At 62.0% G+C, this 18,222-nt stretch carries 16 protein-coding genes; 11 read left to right on the forward strand and 5 right to left on the reverse strand.

The genetic code is table 11. The features are described from left to right. Positions 1 to 77: 77 nt before the first annotated feature. Complete coding sequence (locus RNA01_RS12750; RefSeq protein ID WP_147180592.1) at positions 78 to 1,262, forward strand: coiled-coil domain-containing protein; 1,185 nt, start codon at positions 78 to 80, stop codon at positions 1,260 to 1,262. Positions 1,263 to 1,298: 36 nt separating this feature from the next. Here the strand turns inward: RNA01_RS12750 and RNA01_RS12755 are convergent, their stop codons facing one another. Further along, positions 1,299 to 2,135 (reverse strand): TrmH family RNA methyltransferase, encoded by an 837-nt coding sequence (locus tag RNA01_RS12755; RefSeq protein ID WP_147180593.1) that lies wholly within the window; start codon positions 2,133 to 2,135, stop codon positions 1,299 to 1,301. A 15-nt stretch (positions 2,136 to 2,150) separates the two neighbouring features. Beyond that, positions 2,151 to 2,537: a hypothetical protein gene (locus RNA01_RS12760; RefSeq protein WP_147180594.1), complete on the reverse strand. Its 387-nt coding sequence runs from the start codon at positions 2,535 to 2,537 to the stop codon at positions 2,151 to 2,153. Between the two features lie 179 nt (positions 2,538 to 2,716). Here RNA01_RS12760 and RNA01_RS12765 point away from each other — a divergent pair, with 179 nt between their 5' ends. Beyond that, positions 2,717 to 3,742, forward strand: coding sequence for an RluA family pseudouridine synthase (locus tag RNA01_RS12765; RefSeq protein ID WP_147180595.1), 1,026 nt, complete (start codon positions 2,717 to 2,719; stop codon positions 3,740 to 3,742). 212 nt (positions 3,743 to 3,954) lie between these two features. Further along, positions 3,955 to 4,857 (forward strand): RNA polymerase sigma factor RpoH, encoded by a 903-nt coding sequence (gene rpoH / locus RNA01_RS12770; protein ID WP_147180596.1) that lies wholly within the window; start codon positions 3,955 to 3,957, stop codon positions 4,855 to 4,857. 87 nt (positions 4,858 to 4,944) lie between these two features. On the opposite strand, the gene RNA01_RS12775 is transcribed toward rpoH, so the two are convergent. Both RNA01_RS12775 and RNA01_RS12780 read right to left on the reverse strand, forming a co-directional pair. Next, positions 4,945 to 7,284: a hypothetical protein gene (locus RNA01_RS12775; RefSeq protein ID WP_147180597.1), complete on the reverse strand. Its 2,340-nt coding sequence runs from the start codon at positions 7,282 to 7,284 to the stop codon at positions 4,945 to 4,947. Between the two features lie 60 nt (positions 7,285 to 7,344). Further along, positions 7,345 to 8,643: an adenylosuccinate synthase gene (locus tag RNA01_RS12780; RefSeq protein WP_147180598.1), complete on the reverse strand. Its 1,299-nt coding sequence runs from the start codon at positions 8,641 to 8,643 to the stop codon at positions 7,345 to 7,347. 197 nt (positions 8,644 to 8,840) lie between these two features. On the opposite strand from RNA01_RS12780, the gene RNA01_RS12785 reads away from it, so the two are divergent. After that, the gene (locus tag RNA01_RS12785) at positions 8,841 to 9,731 is read left to right on the forward strand and encodes a DMT family transporter (protein WP_147180599.1); all 891 of its coding nucleotides are present in this window, start codon (positions 8,841 to 8,843) and stop codon (positions 9,729 to 9,731) included. Between the two features lie 140 nt (positions 9,732 to 9,871). After that, the gene (locus RNA01_RS12790; RefSeq protein WP_147180600.1) at positions 9,872 to 10,669 is read left to right on the forward strand and encodes a creatininase family protein; all 798 of its coding nucleotides are present in this window, start codon (positions 9,872 to 9,874) and stop codon (positions 10,667 to 10,669) included. Here the strand turns inward: RNA01_RS12790 and RNA01_RS12795 are convergent. Next, positions 10,657 to 11,646 (reverse strand): LysR family transcriptional regulator, encoded by a 990-nt coding sequence (locus tag RNA01_RS12795; protein WP_147180601.1) that lies wholly within the window; start codon positions 11,644 to 11,646, stop codon positions 10,657 to 10,659. The genes RNA01_RS12790 and RNA01_RS12795 overlap by 13 nt on opposite strands. A 182-nt stretch (positions 11,647 to 11,828) precedes the next feature. On the opposite strand from RNA01_RS12795, the gene RNA01_RS12800 reads away from it, so the two are divergent. The 6 genes from RNA01_RS12800 (at position 11,829) to RNA01_RS12825 (ending at position 18,197) form a co-directional block, all read left to right on the forward strand. Beyond that, positions 11,829 to 12,845 carry an ABC transporter substrate-binding protein gene (locus RNA01_RS12800; RefSeq protein ID WP_147180602.1) on the forward strand — a complete coding sequence of 339 codons (1,017 nt, stop codon included), beginning with the start codon at positions 11,829 to 11,831 and terminating at the stop codon, positions 12,843 to 12,845. Between the two features lie 183 nt (positions 12,846 to 13,028). Further along, positions 13,029 to 13,850, forward strand: coding sequence for an ABC transporter ATP-binding protein (locus tag RNA01_RS12805; RefSeq protein WP_235916609.1), 822 nt, complete (start codon positions 13,029 to 13,031; stop codon positions 13,848 to 13,850). Positions 13,851 to 13,912: 62 nt separating this feature from the next. Next, positions 13,913 to 14,689 carry an ABC transporter permease gene (locus RNA01_RS12810; protein WP_371864066.1) on the forward strand — a complete coding sequence of 259 codons (777 nt, stop codon included), beginning with the start codon at positions 13,913 to 13,915 and terminating at the stop codon, positions 14,687 to 14,689. Continuing rightward, positions 14,689 to 16,005 carry a cytosine deaminase gene (locus tag RNA01_RS12815; protein WP_147180605.1) on the forward strand — a complete coding sequence of 439 codons (1,317 nt, stop codon included), beginning with the start codon at positions 14,689 to 14,691 and terminating at the stop codon, positions 16,003 to 16,005. The genes RNA01_RS12810 and RNA01_RS12815 overlap by 1 nt, the downstream gene beginning before the upstream one ends. 2 nt (positions 16,006 to 16,007) lie before the next feature. Beyond that, positions 16,008 to 17,414 (forward strand): FAD-binding oxidoreductase, encoded by a 1,407-nt coding sequence (locus tag RNA01_RS12820; RefSeq protein WP_147180606.1) that lies wholly within the window; start codon positions 16,008 to 16,010, stop codon positions 17,412 to 17,414. Positions 17,415 to 17,615: 201 nt separating this feature from the next. Further along, a complete protein-coding gene (locus RNA01_RS12825; RefSeq protein WP_147180607.1) occupies positions 17,616 to 18,197 on the forward strand; it encodes an NAD(P)H-dependent oxidoreductase in 582 nt (193 codons plus the stop codon). Positions 18,198 to 18,222: the final 25 nt, after the last annotated feature.

Below are 18,222 nucleotides of genomic sequence, written 5' to 3' on the forward strand. Positions count from 1 at the left end.
CCGTTGCGCCGCTTGTCCTCACAGGCGGCGCATGTTTATTGGTTGATACGTCAGAATAAAATAAAAATGGCACACCCGTGATCGAATACGCTCTGCTTTTTGGATTGGGTTTCCTCGCCGCAGCGCTCATCGCGATGCTGGTTGCGCCAGCCGTTCACAGGCGCATCGTCCTCTATACGGAAAACCGCCTGAAAGCGACGATGCCGTTGAGCCCGCAGGAGATCAGGGCGCAGAAGGACATGGCCCGTGCCGTCTATGCCGCGGAAAACGCCAGGACGATGCAGGAACTGCTGCGCGAGCGCGAGGCTTCGGTCTCGTTGCAGATCTCCAATGGAACACTGGTCAAGGAAGCCAGCCGCCTGCTTGGTGAAAACCAGGATCTCAAGGCCCAGATTCATGACATGAGCGTCGAGGCCGCGGATTCCCGCTCCAAGTTTCGCCGGACCGAAATCGACGCCACCAATCTCAAGGAGGCCCTGCGCCGAACCGAAGAATCCGCCGTTGCCAAGGATCTCGAGATCACCGCGCTCGTCAAACGCATCGAACGTATGCTGTCCGACATCGACAACCTGAAGATCGAGAGAACGACGCGGGAGACCGAGATCGAGAACCTCAAGATGCGCGTGCAGGCCCTGCGCGACGAACGTGAGGAACTGCGTCGGGAGACCCGGCTGGTCACCAAGCGCGCCAAGGACGCGGAAATCCGGCTCGCCCAGGAGGAACACAAGGTCCTAAGGCTCGATGATCGCCTGGCCCAGGCGATGGCCGAAGGCGTCGACAAGGAGGCACTGCTCGAACGGCGCACCAGGGAGATTGCCCGTCTCAAGACGGGAGTGAAGTCTGCGAACGCGCAGGTACGTGCCGCAGTCAAGGCTTTGCGCGCGGCAAACCTTCCCGTGCCTGACTTCAAGGAGATCGCCGTCGCCGAACAGGAGGAAGCAAGCCCCGCCCCTATCGCGGCAGCCGTGACTGCGGATCTGGCCGAGGAACTGCGCCACCGCCATACGGCGCTGACGGAACGGCTGATCAAGGCCAAGACCGGAGCGAACGATAAGGCGCTGCGCGAGGAAATCGCCGACATCGCCGCAAAGATGATTGTCCTGACAGCCGCCAATGAAGGCGAAAAGTCGCCGATTCCGGAATTGCTGCGGGCCAATTCGACCCGGGGAGCCGGCAAGGAACTGACGCTGGCCGAGCGCGTGCTGGCAATCGAGCCGTCGCTAGCCGGACCTCAGGTTTCTCAGTCTCCACGGCCTGAGTAATCGTAACCGCCAGAATCGACAAATGACAAGGTCAGCCTACCCCTGCAAGCGGCCCATTGCCTTTGCCATACTGTAGAGAGCGATCCCGCTCGCTGTTCCGACATTCAGGCTGTCGAGCCCCGGAGACTGGGCGATCCGCGCTGTGTGAAAACGATCGAGGATCGCCTTCGGCAAACCCTCGCCTTCCGTGCCCATGACCAGCGCCATGCGCGCCTGCGGCACGATTTCGCCAATTTCCACCTCCCCTGCGGGGGAAAGCGCCCAGATGGCAAAACCCTTCTCCGAAAGGCCGCCGAGCAACGCCTGGCTCGAACCGGAGCGCGCATAGGGCGTGGTCAGCACCGAGCCGACCGACACGCGCAGCGCTTTGCGGTACAACGGATCGCAACAGGTCTCGTCGAGCAGCACCGCGTCCGCTCCGAAGGCGGCGGCGTTGCGGAACAGGGCCCCGACATTGTCGTGGTTGGAAATGCCGCAGCCGACCAGAACGAGTGATTCCTGCGGTAGCGCGGCGATCAACGTGTCGGTAGAGTCGCCGACGTCCCGCCGGCCAAGGGCCAGCACGCCTCGGTGAAGGTGAAATCCGGCGATCGCATCGAGCACCGGAGCTTCGGCAACATAGACCGGCACGTCGCCGGGAAAGGCCGCGAGCAGATCGGCCACGCCGTCCACCCGGTTGCGCAGAAGCAGCAGCTTCTCGGCGCGAATGCCCCGGCCGGCCCGGTTCGCGGCAGCGAGCATCCGCAGCACCACCGTTCCTTCGGCGATGAACTGGCCGGCGCGCCCGGTGAGATCGCGCTCGCGGATCTGCGAAAACTCGACGATCCGTGGATCGGCCGGGTCCTCGATGGCAATCAGCGTGCGTTCGGTCATCGCCGGCACTTGCGATCAGTTGGCGGAGACGGTGACGTCGGCGATGATCCGGCCGACCGACAGATCGAATACCAGCGCCTTTTTCACGCCGTCAGCAGTCGTGCCGTAAAACAGGATCTGGTTGCTCGACAGATCCGTCGAAGTCACCGAGAAGCCGGCCGGCAGCGACGCGTTGAGGTTGAGCGGCTGATCTGCCGGGATGGCAAGGCCGGACGATGCAACGGGCTTTTCCGTGCCGTCCGGGCGCGTGACCTTGTAGACAATTGCCGCGAGCACGGCCATGAACATCAACAGCATGATGCCGCCGGAGACCAGCTGGAGTTTCACCATCTTGCGGCGGACATTCTCCATCGCCGGATCAAGCGGCTTGTCGTCCTGTTCGTCGTCGTCGAGATGGGCCATGGTTTAAGGTCTCTGTTCCTAGAGTCCGCAAGGTCTGGTCTTTTTCCCCGATGCGAACCATTGTTCAGGGAAAAACAGCCACGAAACATGGCTTGCGATTGTCGAAGGCGGCAGTCTGTGCCAAGTGGCAGCGAAACCTATGAGCCGCGCCACCGGTGGTTCATCACATGGGATGACAGATGACCGACCCCTTTAACGAAGCCGAGGCGGCAAGAAAAGACCTGATTGCCGGAGAAGATGCCGAAGGTCGCCTTGACGCCTGGCTGGCCGGAGCCCTTGAAGGCGAGTTTTCGCGTAACCGCGTCAAGGCGCTCATAGAACAGGGGGCCGTGACCATCAACGATGCGGCCGTCACCGAACCGAAGCGCAAGGTCCGGCCGGGCGACCGCCTGACGATCATCCTACCCGAGCCGGAGGACCCGGAACCCAAAGGCGAGGATATTCCGCTTGAGGTGCTCTACGAAGACGCCGACCTGATCGTCATCGCCAAGCCGCCCGGTCTCGTCGTCCATCCAGGCGCCGGCAATTGGACCGGCACGCTGGTCAATGCCCTGATCCACCATTGCGGCGACAGTCTTTCGGGGATCGGCGGCGTAAAGCGCCCCGGCATCGTACACCGCCTCGACAAGGATACGTCCGGCGTCATGGTCGTCGCCAAGAACGACCTCGCCCATCGCCATCTCGCCGACCAGTTCGCCGACCATGGTCGCACAGGCCCCCTGGAGCGCGCCTATCAGGCGATCGTCTGGGGCCGCCCGCGTGGCCTTACCGGCACGATCGACGCCCCGCTCGGCCGTGCCGGTGACCGCACCAAGCGCACCGTCAAGAAGGAGGATACCGACGATGCCCGTGAGGCGATCACCCATTACCAGGTGCTCGAGCGCTATGGCGAGAAACCGGATGCCACCTGCATCGCCTCTTTGGTCGAATGCCGGCTGGAGACCGGCCGTACGCATCAGATCCGCGTTCACATGGCCCATATCGGCCATCCGCTGATCGGCGACCAGGATTACGGCGCCGCCTTCAAGACCAAGGTAAACCTCCTGCCGGAACCGGCCTGCACGACGGTCAAGGCCTTCCCCCGCCAGGCGCTGCATGCCTATCTGCTCGCCTTCGAGCATCCGACCGCCGGCGAGACCATGCGCTTCACCGCGCCGATCCCCGCCGATATGCAGGAAATCATCGACGCGCTGCGGGCGATCTGAGCGGCTTTCTCGATCGTATTGCGAGACAAGGTGGGGCGGCTGAATGTCACGCTTGTGGCGCGCACCCCTCACACGGTCGTGATCCGCGACGCCCCTTGTATCCGGGTTTGGCCACACTTATCTGTTAGCTGGGTTTCTGTGGGATTTTGAGAAATCCACGGAGATCAGGCCCGCCGACTTACCAGGGGGCCGAAGATAGAAGGGGGTGCTTTATGGCCCGCAATAATTTGCCTAGCATTACCGCCGGTGAAGGCGGTCTCAATCGTTATCTTGACGAGATCCGCAAGTTCCCCATGCTGGAACCGCAGGAAGAATACATGCTCGCCAAGCGTTACGCCGAGCACGGTGATCGTGACGCGGCCCACAAGCTCGTCACCAGCCACCTGCGTCTCGTCGCCAAAATCGCCATGGGTTACCGTGGCTACGGCCTGCCGATCGGCGAAGTCGTTTCCGAGGGCAATGTCGGCCTGATGCAGGCGGTCAAGAAATTCGACCCGGAGCGCGGCTTCCGCCTGGCGACCTATGCCATGTGGTGGATCAAGGCGTCGATCCAGGAGTATATCCTGCGGTCCTGGTCGCTGGTGAAGATGGGCACGACCGCCAACCAGAAGCGGCTGTTCTTCAACCTGCGCCGTCTCAAGGGCAAGATCCAGGCGATCGAGGAAGGCGACCTGAAGCCGGAGCAGGTGGCTGAAATCGCCACCAAGCTCAAGGTGTCGGAGGAAGAGGTCATTTCGATGAACCGCCGCCTCTCGGGCGACGCCTCTCTCAACGCGCCGATCCGTGCCGCCGAGGGCGAATCCGGCCAGTGGCAGGATTGGCTGGTCGATGACCATGAGAGCCAGGAAACGGTTCTGATCCAGCAGGACGAACTCGAAACCCGTCGTCACATGCTGGCGAAGGCCATGAGCGTGCTGAACGACCGCGAGCGCCGCATTTTCCAGGCGCGGCGCCTGTCCGAAGATCCGGTGACACTTGAAGAGCTGTCCGCAGAGTTCGACATCAGCCGCGAACGCGTGCGCCAGATCGAGGTTCGCGCCTTCGAAAAAGTGCAGGAAGCGGTGCAGAAGGAAGCTCTTGAGCGCGCCTCGGCCCTTCGCGTCGTCGAGGCCTAAGCGTCCGAACGCCCATTCATGCGAACATCAAAAAACCCGGGTCTTGGCCACCCGGGTTTTCATTTGCGGATCGTGACGGCGTAGCGATCAGTTGCCAGGCGTACCGAGGGCCGCCCATTCCTTCATGACCTGATCGAAGACAGCCGCACCTGCGGCTCCCTTGTCGAGCGTCAAAAGAGCACGACGGCCGTTGCGATAGCTGATCGGTATGTCGATCCAGCCGCGATTGGCCAGGAGATCGAGATTGGACTTCGCCACGTCCGCGAAGTCGTTGAGCGCCACCAGATAGGTATCGTCGGTAATCTTTGCCGACACCGCGACGAGATTGTCGCCGCGATCCTGCTCCGTCCGCTTCATGGAGATCCGCTCCAGCTTGTCGATCGCCCCACCTTCGAAATCCGCCGGGAGGGAGAAGACGACCTCGATCAGATGGCTGGCAGGCAATGAGCTGTCGGAATTGCGTTTTATGGTCATCAGCGCGGTCAGGCCGCGATCGGGAAAGGTAATTTTGCCCTGGATCTCGGGATTGGGCTTGCCGTCCTCACCTGTCTCGCGCACGGCCGTCCATGCGATCGTGCCCGGGATCGCGGTGGGCGTCGTCTGTCCCAGCCGCTCCTCATAGAGAAAAGCACGCTCGCCGTCGACGGCCGCGGCAACGCCCGATGCCGGCGCCGTGCCCGAGGGTGCCACTGCCTGCGGCACGCCGGCATTGGTGCCGACGGCTGGCTGATCGGTCGGTTCGACGGCCGAGGCGACATTTTGCTGGGAAACGGACTTGCCTTCGGTCGCAGGCCCGCCCGGCGCCGTTGTACCAGCCCCTTCGTCAACCTCCGTCCCATCCGCCTTCAGACGCTGGGTAAACTTCTGGCCACTGGTGGCGCCATCGTCCGCCGCTTCCTTGGCAGGGGCCTTGCCGCCATCAGCCATCGCCGGCTGGCCCGTCGCAGTCTCCGCACCGGTCGAAGCGCCGGGTTGCGTTTCCGGCGTCTGTGCCGTTTCGGTGGCCGGGCTCGACCCAGTCAACCCGGCGATAAATTGTGAAACCTGGTCCCTATAGCTCCAGGCAGCAAAACCGCCACCGGCAATCAGCGCCGCCCCAAGAATCCCAAGCACGACCGGCGCGTAGTTGCGCCGTTGCTTCGGTTCAATCCGATAGACGCGCTGCTGGGTTTCCGCAAGAAAGGCATCGACATCCTCTCCATCCCGTGGCGGCACCTCGGCCTCAGGAGCGACTCCCGGCTGTATCGGCGCTGGCTCCACAGCCGGAACCTCGCCCTCAACCGCACCCGTCGTTTGCGACGGGCTCGGCTTGTCGTATTCGGCGAACCAGTCGGAGAAATCCTCGGCGGCCGGCAGATCGCGCGATGCACTGTCAACCGCCGTCGCCGACGGCTGGGCGTAGGTGGAACTGTCCCAATCGGGAAGATCGAGTGCGGCGGACTGCGAAGCCTCGGGCGCGGCGGCAGCGGGCTCGACCGGCAGTTCCCACGGCTCGTATTCAACCGGCTGAGCAACGTCAGGCTGCGGCTCTACAGGCCCCGCCTGATCGACATCAGCATTCGCCGGGCCCCTAGGACTCCAATCACTGCCACCTGTTATCGGGACTTCCATCACACGATTATAGGCAGGAACGACCGGCGCCGGCTCAAAGACAGAGGGTTCGGGCGCGACCGACTCGATCTCAGCGATTTCCGCCTCGGCCTCGTCCGCCCTTACACTCGCGCGGTGCTCTTCCGGCTCCTCTTCCAAGGTCGGCGAGGCATAGACCTGTTCCTGCTCGACAGGCGGCAACGCGGAATGGTCGACGTCCTCATAGGCCGGCACTGCCGGCACCACGGTTTCCTCTACCGGCTCCTCTACGGTTTGCACTGGCTCGTCGGCCCATTGGACCGGAGCTTCCTGCTCGGCTTCCGGCTCGCGCGCCTGCTCCGCCTCCTCGGCATAGGCCGCCTCGGCATGCTCTTCAGGCTCCGCGTACTCTTGATGCTCGGCAATAGCCTCCGGTTCCGAATGGTATTCCGGCTCAGCCGGGGCAGCCCAATCCTCGGCTGGCCGGGCGACCGGCTCTTCCTGGACAGGCTCCTCGACCACGACAGGCTGAGCTTCGGCCTCACGTTCTTCGGCGGACGAAGACTGCTCAGCCCACTCGTCTTCCGCAGTGGGCTGAGGCGTCATCGCCTCCTCGAAGGTCGCGACGGCTTCCTCCTCCGGCATGGCCTCGGCGTGCTCGGCCTCGACCTCCTCTATCGCGACATCCAGCTTGGTCAGCTGGCGCTGGATCATGGCCTCCGGCGGCCGCGGGTTCATGTTCTCCAGCTGCCGCAGCACGGCGCTGCGTGCCTTGTCATAGACCTTGGCACGCATCTCTGGTGTATTGTTCGACAGGCCGTCCACGGCACGCCGGATAACCGCTATGAAGTCAGCCATCAGCACTTTCTCGTTGTCGCCGGCACCGGCCGGCTGGCAAAAGCTTAACGAAAACTAAGCTTAGTCTTCAAATGGATCCGTCACAAGTATCGTGTCGTCACGCTCCGGACTGGTCGAAAGCAGCGCGACCGGCGCGCCGATCAGTTCCTCGACCTGACGGACATATTTGATCGCCTGAGCCGGCAAGTCCGCCCACTTGCGGGCGCCGACAGTCGATTCCTTCCAGCCTTCGAGCGTGATGTAGATCGGCTCGACGCGCGCCTGGGCGGCTTGGGACGCCGGAAGATGCTCGATTTCCTGACCGTCGAGCTTGTAACCAACGCAGATCTTCAGCTCTTCCAGACCATCAAGAACGTCGAGTTTGGTCAGTGCGATGCCGGTGATTCCATTGGTGGCGACCGATTGGCGGACAAGTGCCGCGTCAAACCAGCCACAGCGACGCTTGCGGCCGGTGATCGTGCCGAATTCGTGCCCCTTCTCGCCAAGGAACTGACCGATCTCGTCGGTCAGTTCGGTCGGGAACGGACCTTCTCCGACGCGAGTCGTATAGGCCTTGGTGATTCCAAGGATATAGCCGAGCGCGCCCGGCCCCATGCCCGAACCGGCGGCGGCCTGGCCGGCAACCGTGTTCGAGGAGGTGACGAAGGGATAGGTGCCGTGGTCGATGTCAAGCAGCGAGCCCTGAGCGCCTTCAAACAGGATACGCGAGCCCTTGCGGCGCTCCTTGTCCAGCATCAACCAGACGGTGTCACGGAATGGCAGCACCTGATCGGCGATGGACGTGAGTTCTTCCATGATCGCCTTGTGCTCGATTTCCGGCGCACCGAAACCGCGGCGAAGGGCGTTATGATGAGTCAGGATACGCTCGACCTTGCCCTCCAGCGCCTCGATATCGGCGAGGTCCATCAGGCGGATGGCGCGCCGGCCGACCTTGTCTTCATAGGCCGGGCCGATGCCTCGGCGAGTCGTGCCGATCTTCGTGCCGCTGTTGGAAGCGGCGTCCTCGCGCATGCCGTCCAGCTCACGGTGCAGCGACAGGATCAGCGTCGCGTTGTCGGCGATTCGCAGGTTCTCCGGGGTTACCGTAACGCCCTGCGCCTTCAGCCGCTCGATTTCAGCCAGCAACGCATGCGGATCGACCACGACGCCATTGCCAATCACCGCCATCTTGCCGGGGCGCACGACACCCGAGGGCAGCAGGGACAGCTTGTAGCTGATGCCATCGATCACAAGGGTATGGCCGGCATTGTGGCCGCCCTGGAACCGCACGACGATATCCGCCCGTTCAGAGAGCCAGTCGACAATCTTGCCCTTGCCCTCATCACCCCACTGCGAACCCACAACCACGACATTCGTCATTTCGAAATCCTGTCTATCGCGCAACAGTCTGCGCCTTATCCAAACCCGCGCATCTATACTGTGTTGTTTTTATGAAATCGACTCGTTATGCGCGCCAAATCGGCTTTTTGCGTGACAAAACGCGGCCCCTCGCCTATCCGATGCGGTGACTAACGCCCTAACGCCCCACTCCCAACCAACCTTGCTGGTGAAATCCCTTGCTTCTCAGAGCCTACCTATTTCTGACCGTCGCAACGCTTTTTTGGGGCGGCAACACCGTTGTCGGCAAGCTTGCCGTCGGCCACGTCAGCCCGATGGTGCTCAATTTCTCCCGCTGGGCCGTCGCGCTGGTCATCATCTGCTCGATCTCCGTTCCGCAGTTGAAGAAGGACTGGCCGGCACTGAAACGCCACTGGTGGCTGCTGCTTGGCTATGGCGCGATCGGTTATACAGCCTTCAACGGCTTTCTTTATACGGCGCTCAAATACACAACCGCAGTCAACGGCGCGATCGAGCAGGGCGGCATTCCGGTGCTCATCTTTATTCTCAACTTCCTGCTGTTTCGCATACCTGTCTCCTTCATCCAGATCATCGGCTTCGCCATCAGCTTCGTCGGCGTCGCGCTGACCGCGACCCGCGGCGACATCCATGTCCTCCTGTCGCTGGCGCTGAACTTTGGCGACGCGCTGCTGCTGCTCGCCGTCGCAGCCTATGCCGTCTATACGATCGCGCTGCGCTGGAAGCCGGCGATCCACTGGAAAAGCCTGATGGCCGCTTCCGCGCTCGGCGGCGCGTTGACGGGCCTGCCGCTCGTGATCTGGGAGGCGGCGAACGGCTCGATGATCCTGCCGGATGTCGCCGGTCTCGGCATGATCGCCTATGCAGCGCTTCTCCCCTCGCTGATCTCGCAGGTCTTTTATGTGCTCGGCGTCGAAGGAATTGGCGCCAACCGGGCTGGCCTTTTCATCAACCTGGTCCCCGTCTTCGGCACTCTGCTGTCGCTCGTTATTCTCGGGGAGGCTCTCCGTCCGTTACATCTCATCGCGCTGGTGCTCGTCCTCGGTGGCATTGCGATTGCCGAATGGGGCAAACCCAAACAGCCGGCCTGATGTTGCGCGCGCGACGAACTCAAGCCGTCGCGCGCCTGGGGCGCTCGCTTTAAGGCAGCACCCTGCACGCAATATGATGCTTTTCCAAGCCCGCTTTATTGCCTAATCGATTCCCTGAGAAACCTACGAGGGAAGCAGCCATGGCAAAGCCATTTTTCTGGAACGAACTGAACACCGCGGATTTCGCCGGGCTTTCCCCCGAGACGACGATCGCCATTCTGCCGATCGCCTCGACCGAACAGCACGGTCCGCACCTGCCGATCGCGACCGACGTCGCGATCGCCAACGGCATGCTGGCGGAACTGAAGAACCAGCGCCCCGACGATCTCGACTTCCTCGTCCTGCCAACCCAGGAGATCGGCAAGGCCAACGAACATATCCACGGCCCCGGCACACTCTCCTTCGGCCCGGAAATCCTGATACCCGCCTGGACCGCCATCGGCACCAAGGTCGCCGAGGCCGGCATCCGCAAGATGGTGATCGTCAATTCTCACGGCGGCAATGTCGACGTGATGAGCATCGTCGCCCGCGAACTGCGCGTCCGCCACCAGATGGCTGTGGTCTCCACCCAGTGGGGTCGGTTCGGCAATCCAGACGGCATGATCTCCGAGCACGAGAGCCGCTATGGCATCCATGGCGGCGAGGTCGAGACCTCGTTGATGCTCTATTTCCGCCCGGAACTGGTGCGCATGGAAAACGCACAGAATTTTGTCTCCAAGGCAGAGGAGATGCGGTCCAACTCCAAGTTCCTGACCCCGCTGCCGCCGCATTCGCTGGCCTGGATCGCCCATGACCTCAACCCGAACGGCGTCGTCGGCGATGCCTCCAAGGGGACGGAGGAAAAGGGCGAAGCGATCTGCAAACATCAGATCGCAGGCTTCGTCGAACTGCTGCGCGACCTCACCCGCTATCCGTTGTCAAACCTCTATTCGCGCTGATCCTCCTCTCGGGACGCAAGGGCCCGATCACCCGGTTTATCACCCGCCGGGATGTGGCCCTTGCCCTGCAATTCCTGCACAAGATCCAGAAGCTCCTGCATCAGATACTCGACAAACAGGCTGGTCGTCGCGTCGAGCGGGGCACGGGCACGGGCGAAGAGCTTCATCGGCTGATGCCGCAACTGGGCTTCGAGCAAGGGTCGGAAAACCAGTTCGCCGGCCCGGCATTCGCTGATCACGTCGAGCGGATTGAGCAGCGTCAGCCCGACGCCACACCTGACCAACTGCTTCATCAACTCGGACGAATTGGTCTCGAGCACCGGTTCAACAGGAAGCGGCACAGGCGCGAGCGCAAGATCGATGATATTGCGCAGGCTGGTGCCGGGTTGTGCCAGCACCAGCTTTTCCTGCACCACGTCGGCCAGATCGATCGGCCCCGTCTCATGGGAAAGCGGATGACCGGGCGGCAAGACAACGCCGACCGGCACGTCGAAATTGGCCAGCGTCCGGATGCCGGGCGTCGCCGGAATATTGAAGCCGAGCCCGATGTCGACCTCGCCCGTCAGCACCGGATTGATGGTGGTCGAGCCACCATCGTTGCGCAATTTGATTCGCACGCGGGGATGTGCGTCAAGAAAGCGAGCCAGGATCTGCGGCAAGGGTCCGGACGCGAGCCCGACCGTCGTGACCAGCGTTACCCTGCCCGCTTGTGGCATTCTCAGGCCACGGATACGCGCTTCGAGCTTCTCATAGTTCTTGAGGACGTCGCGGATATGCTCGACGCAAAGCTCGCCGGCCGCCGTCAGACGCAGCCCGCGCGGCAACCGCTCGAAGATCGGCGCGCCGAGCTCCTCCTCAAGCGCCAGGATCTGGCGGTTGACCGCCGACGAGGCGACATTGAGGCGCGCCGCGGCCTTGCGGATCGACCCGCAACGCACGATTTCGTTAATGTATTGCAGCTTTCGGGAATGAAGCACGGGAACACCATTGCATATTTTTTAGCCACACAGCATTATTTAAGCATCAGTCTGCACAGCAGTGCAAAAAAGGCATCAATGCGGACGAATTTTGATGCTTTTCAAAGCGCAAGGCAACCGCTCAAATGAGAAAAACAGGCACTCTCACGATGCCGAAAGGCTTAACAGGGGAACAAAAACGCATGCATAGCTCTTTGAAAATCAAGGCTTTCGCAGTCACTCTCGGGGTATCCGCCGCATTTTCGGCCACCACCCAGGCCTACGCCCTCGATGAAGTGAGCTATGGCACCAACTGGCTGGCTCAGGCCGAGCACGGCGGCTTTTACCAGGCCGTTGCCGACGGCACCTATGAAAAGTATGGACTGAAGGTCACCATCGTCCAGGGCGGACCAAACGCCGCCAATCGCTCGCTGCTGATCGCCGGAAAAGTCGATTTCTACATGGGCAGCCCGCTCAGCGAGATGGATGCCGTCAAGGAAGGCATTCCGCTGGTCGATGTCGCAGCGATCTTCCAGAAGGACCCGCAAGTCCTGCTCGCCCATCCAGACCAGGGCATCGACACCTTCGCCGACCTTGCCAAGCTCGACACGATCTTCATGGGTAAGGACGGCTACGTCACCTATTTCGAGTGGATGAAGAAGAACTACGAAGGCTTCAAGGACGAGCAGTACAAGCCCTACACCTTCAACCCGGCCCCCTTCATCGCCGACCCGAAGTCCGCTCAGCAGGGCTATCTGACTTCGGAACCCTTTGAGATCGAAAAGCAGGCCGGCTGGGCCCCGAAGGTCTTCCTGCTCGCCGACAACGGCTACAATCCCTATTCCACCATGATCACCACCACCGCCACGATGGTCGAGACCAAGTCCGACGTCGTCCAACGGTTCGTCGATGCCTCGGTCGAGGGCTGGTACAACTACCTCTACGGCGACAACAAGGCGGCCAATGACCTGATCAAAAAGGACAATCCGGAGATCACGGATGGCCAGATCGAGTACTCGATCGCCAAGATGAAAGAATACGGCATCGTCGAATCGGGCGAGGCGCTCGACAAGGGCATCGGCTGCATGACAGAGGAACGCTACAAGAAGTTCTTCGACGACATGGTTTCGATTGGCGTCCAGTCGGCCGACCTCGACTACACCAAGGCCTTCACCACCAAATACGTCTGCAAGGGCGTCGGCATGGCGCTGAAGAAGTAAAGTCTGGGCTGTCCCGCCCGACGGGTGGAACAGCCAGGCAAAACGAAACAATGAGGGGAACGAAGCCTCGCCCCCTCATCCGGTCCTCCGGACCACCTTCTCCCGGCCGGGCGAAGACGGAGCCAGCCGCTCCGACATTCCAAGACCTGACAAAGGCCCGCAATGACTGCTTCAGACGCCGAGATGGCACCGTCCTCCGCATCGCCAGCTGCCCCCAACCAGCAGCGACGGCCACTCGTCGTCATGCGCGGCGTATCGAAGATGTTCTCGAGCGGCACAGTGGCGCTGTCCGACATGTCGCTCACCGTCAACGGCGGCGAATTCGTCAGTCTCCTTGGCCCCTCCGGCTGCGGCAAATCGACCGCGCTGAGGATTATGGCCGGTCTGGGCGACGTATCGAGCGGAACGATCGACTGGCCAAGCTCGCGCATCAATTCCAAGGGACTGCCCGAAGGTGACATCTCCTTCGTCTTCCAGGAGCCCACACTGATGCCTTGGCAGACCGTGTTCGGCAATGTCCATCTGCCACTCAAGCTCAAGGGCGTGTCGAAAGCCGCCGCCCGCGACGAGATCATGGCGACGCTTGCGACCGTCGGCCTCAAGGATTTCGCCGACGCCTATCCGCGCGAGCTTTCCGGCGGCATGAAGATGCGCGTCTCGATCGCCCGAGCGCTGGTAACCAAGCCCAAGCTGCTGCTGATGGATGAACCTTTCGCGGCACTCGACGAGATCACCCGCCAGAAGCTCAACGACGACGTCCTGCGGCTGTGGAAAGAGACCGGCATCACCGTCATCTTCGTCACCCATTCGGTTTTCGAGAGCGCCTATCTGTCGAGCCGCATCGTGGTGATGAGAGCGAGACCAGGCCGCGTCCATGCCGACTTCCCGCTGCACACCAGCCTGGAACGGGACGCCCATTACCGCACCTCGGAAGAATATCGCCAGGCCTGCGAAACCGTATCGGAAACACTGCTGGAAGCCATGGGCGGAGAGGACACGCACTGATGATAATGCCCCCCTCCTCTCCTGTGGCGATCAAGCCGACGGCGCCATCTCGATCGCACGAAATGCTGCTGAAAATCGTCGTGCCGATCCTCGTAGTCTTCGTCCTGCTCGCGGCATGGCAAATCGGCGTCGTCGTTTCGGGCGTTCCGCAATACATCCTGCCGAGCCCGGTGGCAGCGGGGGCCGCGCTCATCAAGGACTGGGGCACGCTTGCCCCCGCGCTTTGGGTGACGACCAAGATCACGCTCGCCTCGCTCGCGCTCGCGCTGATCGGCGGTGTCGGCATCGCTGTTTTCCTCGTCCAGTCGCGCTGGATCGAACTGGCCTTCTATCCGATCACCGTCATCCTACAGGTGACGCCGATCGTCGCCATCGCCCCGCTGATCCTGATCTATGCGCCGTCCACCCAGGTCGCGCTTCTGATCTGCGCCTTCCTCGTCGCCTTCTTCCCGATCCTGTCAAACATGGTCCAGGGATTGAAGAGCGTCGACCACAACCTGTTGAACCTCTTCGACCTTTACGGCGCATCGAGGCTCCAGACACTGCTTTATCTCAAGCTCCCGGCCTCGCTGCCCTACTTCATGACGGGCCTGAGGATCGGCGGCGGGCTCGCCCTGATCGCGGCCGTGGTGGCAGAATTCGCCGCGGGCTCGGCGGGTGCTGGCTCCGGTCTCGCCTTCCGCCTGCTCGAGGCGCAATACCGTCTCAACATCCCGCGCCTCTTCGCCGCCCTCTTCCTGCTGTCTTGCCTTGGCGTCCTGATCTTCGCGATCACCTCGTTCATTTCCTGGCTGGCTCTGCATCGCTGGCATGAAAGCAGCATCAAGAGAGAGAACTGATGTCTAATCCCGCATCTACACTGCCCGATGCCGCGCGCTATGTGCTGACCAATGCCACCCTGCCGGCCATTGCCGTTGACGGTTTTGCTGGTACGGCCGGTTCTGAAGGTCTGATCCATGCCGATCTCGTCATCGCCGACGGCAAGATCGAGGCCGTATTGCCCGCCGGCACCGCGCCCGGCGATCTGCCGGCGGCCGATCTCGATCAGGGCATGGTGTGGCCGTGCTTCGCCGACATGCACACGCATCTCGACAAGGGTCACATCTGGGACCGCCGTCCCAACCCGACGGGCGATTTTACCGGCGCCCTCGACGCCGTGCGCAACGACCGCGAGGCCCGCTGGTCGGCCGACGATGTGCGGACGCGCATGGAGTTCTCGCTGAAGACGGCCTATGCCCATGGCACCAGCCTGATCCGCACCCATCTCGACAGCCTTCCGCCGCAGCACCGCATTTCCTTCGAAGTTTTCTCCGAGATCCGCGATGCGTGGAAGGACAGGATCGCCCTTCAGGCCGTCGCCCTCTTCCCGCTCGACATGATCACCGACGACGCCTATTTCCACGACCTGACCGATGTCATCGCCGGCCATGGTGGCCTGCTCGGCGGCGTCACCTACCTGATGCCGGACCTAGAGACCCGGCTTGACCTGCTGTTCCGCACAGCCTCCGACCGCAGCCTCGACATCGATCTCCACGTCGACGAGACCCAGGATCAGGAAGTCCTGACGCTGAAGACCATTGCCGAAGCGAAAATCCGTAACGGCTATCAGGGGGCGGTCACCGTCGGCCACTGCTGCTCGCTTGCCCGCCAGAACGACGATCTCGCCAAGGCGACGATCGACGTGGTGGCCAAGGCTGGGCTGTCGGTCGTGTCCCTGCCGATGTGCAACATGTACCTGCAAGATCGCACCACCGGCCGCACCCCGCGCTATCGCGGCGTGACCCTGTTCCACGAGCTTGCCGCCGCCGGCGTCGCCACCGCGATTTCCTCCGACAACACCCGCGACCCGTTTTACGCCTATGGCGATCTCGACCCGGTCGAGGTCTTCCGCGAGGGCGTGCGCATCCTTCATCTCGACCATCCGCTCGATGAGGCCGCCCGCGTCGTCACACGCACGCCGGCCGACATCCTCGGACGCGCCGACCGTGGCCGCATCGCCGCCGGCCTCCCCGCCGACCTCGTGCTGTTTACGGCACGGCGCTGGAGCGAATTTCTTTCCCGTCCGCAGGCCGACCGCATCGTGATGCGGAATGGCAAGGGCATCGACCGCAGCCTGCCGGATTATCGTGATCTTGACCCGCTGATGAAAGACTGACCATGGCCGACTACCAGCAGATCAAAAGCGAACTCGAAGGTATCGCCGTCGAGGACAATCCCGCACTCGTCAAGCAGAAGAGCCGCGACTTCTATTGGTATTCACCGATCCTCAAGGCGCAGCTCGACAACGTCGTGGGGGATCTCGTCGTCTCGCCGACGACGGAAGAAGAAGTGATCCGCGTACTGAAGGTCGCCTATGCCCACGGCGTCCCAGTCACCCCGCGCGGTGGCGGCACCGGCAATTACGGCCAGGCCATGCCGCTCTCCGGCGGGATCGTGCTCAACCTGATGAATATGAACAAGATCAAAGCGATCCACCCAGGTCGCGTCGTCTGTGAGCCCGGCATCATCATCTCCCAGCTCGACAAGGAGCTGAAGGAAAAATCCGGACAGGAGTTGCGCTTCCATCCTTCGACCGCCCAGACGGCAACCGTCGCCGGCTTCATCGCCGGCGGCTCCGGCGGCGTCGGCTCGATCACCTGGGGCGGGCTGCGCGACCTTGGCAACATCCTGCGCCTGCGCGTCGTCACCATGGAAGCCGAACCGCGGGTGCTCGAACTTTCGGCCTGGGACCTGCAGAAGGTCTCTCACGCCTACGGCACCAACGGCATCATCACCGAAGTCGAAATGCCGCTGGCGCCTGCCTACGACTGGGTCGACGTCATCGTCGGCTATGACGACTTCATGGATGCGGTGCGCTTCGCCGATGCCCTGACCCATCGCAACGGCATCCTCCTCAAGGAAGTGGCGCCGATCGCGGCCCCCGTTCCGTACGAGTATTTCACGCGCCACAAGCCTTGGCTGAAGGAAGGCCAGTCGGTCGTCGTCCTGATGGTTGCACCCCACTCGATGGAGCCCTTCGCCGCCTATGTCGAGAAGATGAAGGGCGAGATCCGCTTCCGCTCCGACAAGGTCGAAAGCATGAAGGGTATTCCCCATGCCTATGAACTGGCATGGAACCACACGACCTTGCGCGCCCTGAAGATCGATCCGAATTTCACCTATCTGCAGGTCCAGTATCCGAGCCCGGACCATGTGGCCAAGGTTGGCAAAATGGTCGAGATCTTCGGCGACGAGGTGATCGGCCATCTCGAGTTCATCAAATTCGACGGCGCGATCCAGTGCTCTGGCTTGCCGCTGGTGCGTTATACGACCCCGGAACGGCTCGAAGAGATCATCAGGATCCACGAGGACAACGGCTGCCCGATCTTCAATCCTCACCGTTATACGCTGGAGGAAGGCGGCATGAAACAGACGGACACCATCCAATTGGCGTTCAAGAAGGAGACCGATCCGAAGGGCTTGCTCAACCCGGGCAAGATGATCGCCTGGGACAATCCCGATTTCGACTTCACGGCCGGCAAGAACTACCTTTTCCCCGGCCTCCAGGCATTCCAGGAGGCTTGATACCGCCACGACAGACTGAACTTCCGAAGGTACTCCCGATCGGGGGCGGCACACCGGCCCCGACGCATGGAAACGACCATGGTGATGGCAGGCTCGGCTATGGCGGCGAGCCTCTCTTCATCGGGACAAACGGCGCGGAAAATTTTCACTCAACGCCCAGCGGCAATCCGCCATGGGCTACGATATGGAGTTTTTCTCACCATGCGCGTACTTGTTTTGCACTCCCACCCCCTAGACGAAAGCTACGGTCGGGCGCTCTATCGCCAAACCTGTGAAAGCCTGATCAAAGCCGGTCACGAGGTCGACGGCTGCAATCTCTACGAAGAAGGCTTCGATCCGGTCCTTTCCGCGCATGACCGGACGATCTATCACGACTACCCCGACAACACCGTGCTGGTGAAATCCTATGTCGAGCGACTGAAGGCGGCAGAGGGCCTGGTCATCGTCACTCCGGTGTGGAATTTCGGTTTCCCGGCCATGCTCAAGGGTTATTTTGACCGCGTCTGGGTAAAAGGCGTCTCCTTCGACCTCGAAGACGGCAAGCTGACGCCGACGCTGCGCCACATCAGAAAGCTCTCCGCAGTCATGACCTATGGCGCGACGCCCTGGCGCGCCTTCCTGGTCGGCAATCCGCCGAAAAAGATTGTCACCCGCGTGCTACGCGCCCAGATCAAGATCGGCGCCCCGGTCAAATACATGGCGCACTACGACATGAACAACTGCACCGATGAAACGCGCGCCGCTTTCCTCGCCAAGGTGAAGCACGAGATGGAACGGTTCTGATCCATCTCGCCCCTTGTCGGGCATC

The organism is Paenirhizobium naphthalenivorans, from assembly GCF_007992095.1.
GTDB classification, from domain to species: domain Bacteria; phylum Pseudomonadota; class Alphaproteobacteria; order Rhizobiales; family Rhizobiaceae; genus Allorhizobium; species Allorhizobium naphthalenivorans.

Bases quoted from the DNA above. Each gene is read 5' to 3' on its own strand.
- RNA01_RS12815 (WP_147180605.1), top strand. From the start codon at position 14,689: ATGTCTAATCCCGCATCTACACTGCCCGATGCCGCGCGCTATGTGCTG.
- RNA01_RS12780 (WP_147180598.1), bottom strand. From the start codon at position 8,643: ATGACGAATGTCGTGGTTGTGGGTTCGCAGTGGGGTGATGAGGGCAAG.
- RNA01_RS12825 (WP_147180607.1), top strand. From the start codon at position 17,616: ATGCGCGTACTTGTTTTGCACTCCCACCCCCTAGACGAAAGCTACGGT.
- RNA01_RS12775 (WP_147180597.1), bottom strand. From the start codon at position 7,284: ATGGCTGACTTCATAGCGGTTATCCGGCGTGCCGTGGACGGCCTGTCG.
- RNA01_RS12810 (WP_371864066.1), top strand. From the start codon at position 13,913: ATGCTGCTGAAAATCGTCGTGCCGATCCTCGTAGTCTTCGTCCTGCTC.
- rpoH (WP_147180596.1), top strand. From the start codon at position 3,955: ATGGCCCGCAATAATTTGCCTAGCATTACCGCCGGTGAAGGCGGTCTC.
- RNA01_RS12820 (WP_147180606.1), top strand. From the start codon at position 16,008: ATGGCCGACTACCAGCAGATCAAAAGCGAACTCGAAGGTATCGCCGTC.
- RNA01_RS12765 (WP_147180595.1), top strand. From the start codon at position 2,717: ATGACCGACCCCTTTAACGAAGCCGAGGCGGCAAGAAAAGACCTGATT.
- RNA01_RS12805 (WP_235916609.1), top strand. From the start codon at position 13,029: ATGGCACCGTCCTCCGCATCGCCAGCTGCCCCCAACCAGCAGCGACGG.
- RNA01_RS12755 (WP_147180593.1), bottom strand. From the start codon at position 2,135: ATGACCGAACGCACGCTGATTGCCATCGAGGACCCGGCCGATCCACGG.
- RNA01_RS12760 (WP_147180594.1), bottom strand. From the start codon at position 2,537: ATGGCCCATCTCGACGACGACGAACAGGACGACAAGCCGCTTGATCCG.
- RNA01_RS12790 (WP_147180600.1), top strand. From the start codon at position 9,872: ATGGCAAAGCCATTTTTCTGGAACGAACTGAACACCGCGGATTTCGCC.
- RNA01_RS12800 (WP_147180602.1), top strand. From the start codon at position 11,829: ATGCATAGCTCTTTGAAAATCAAGGCTTTCGCAGTCACTCTCGGGGTA.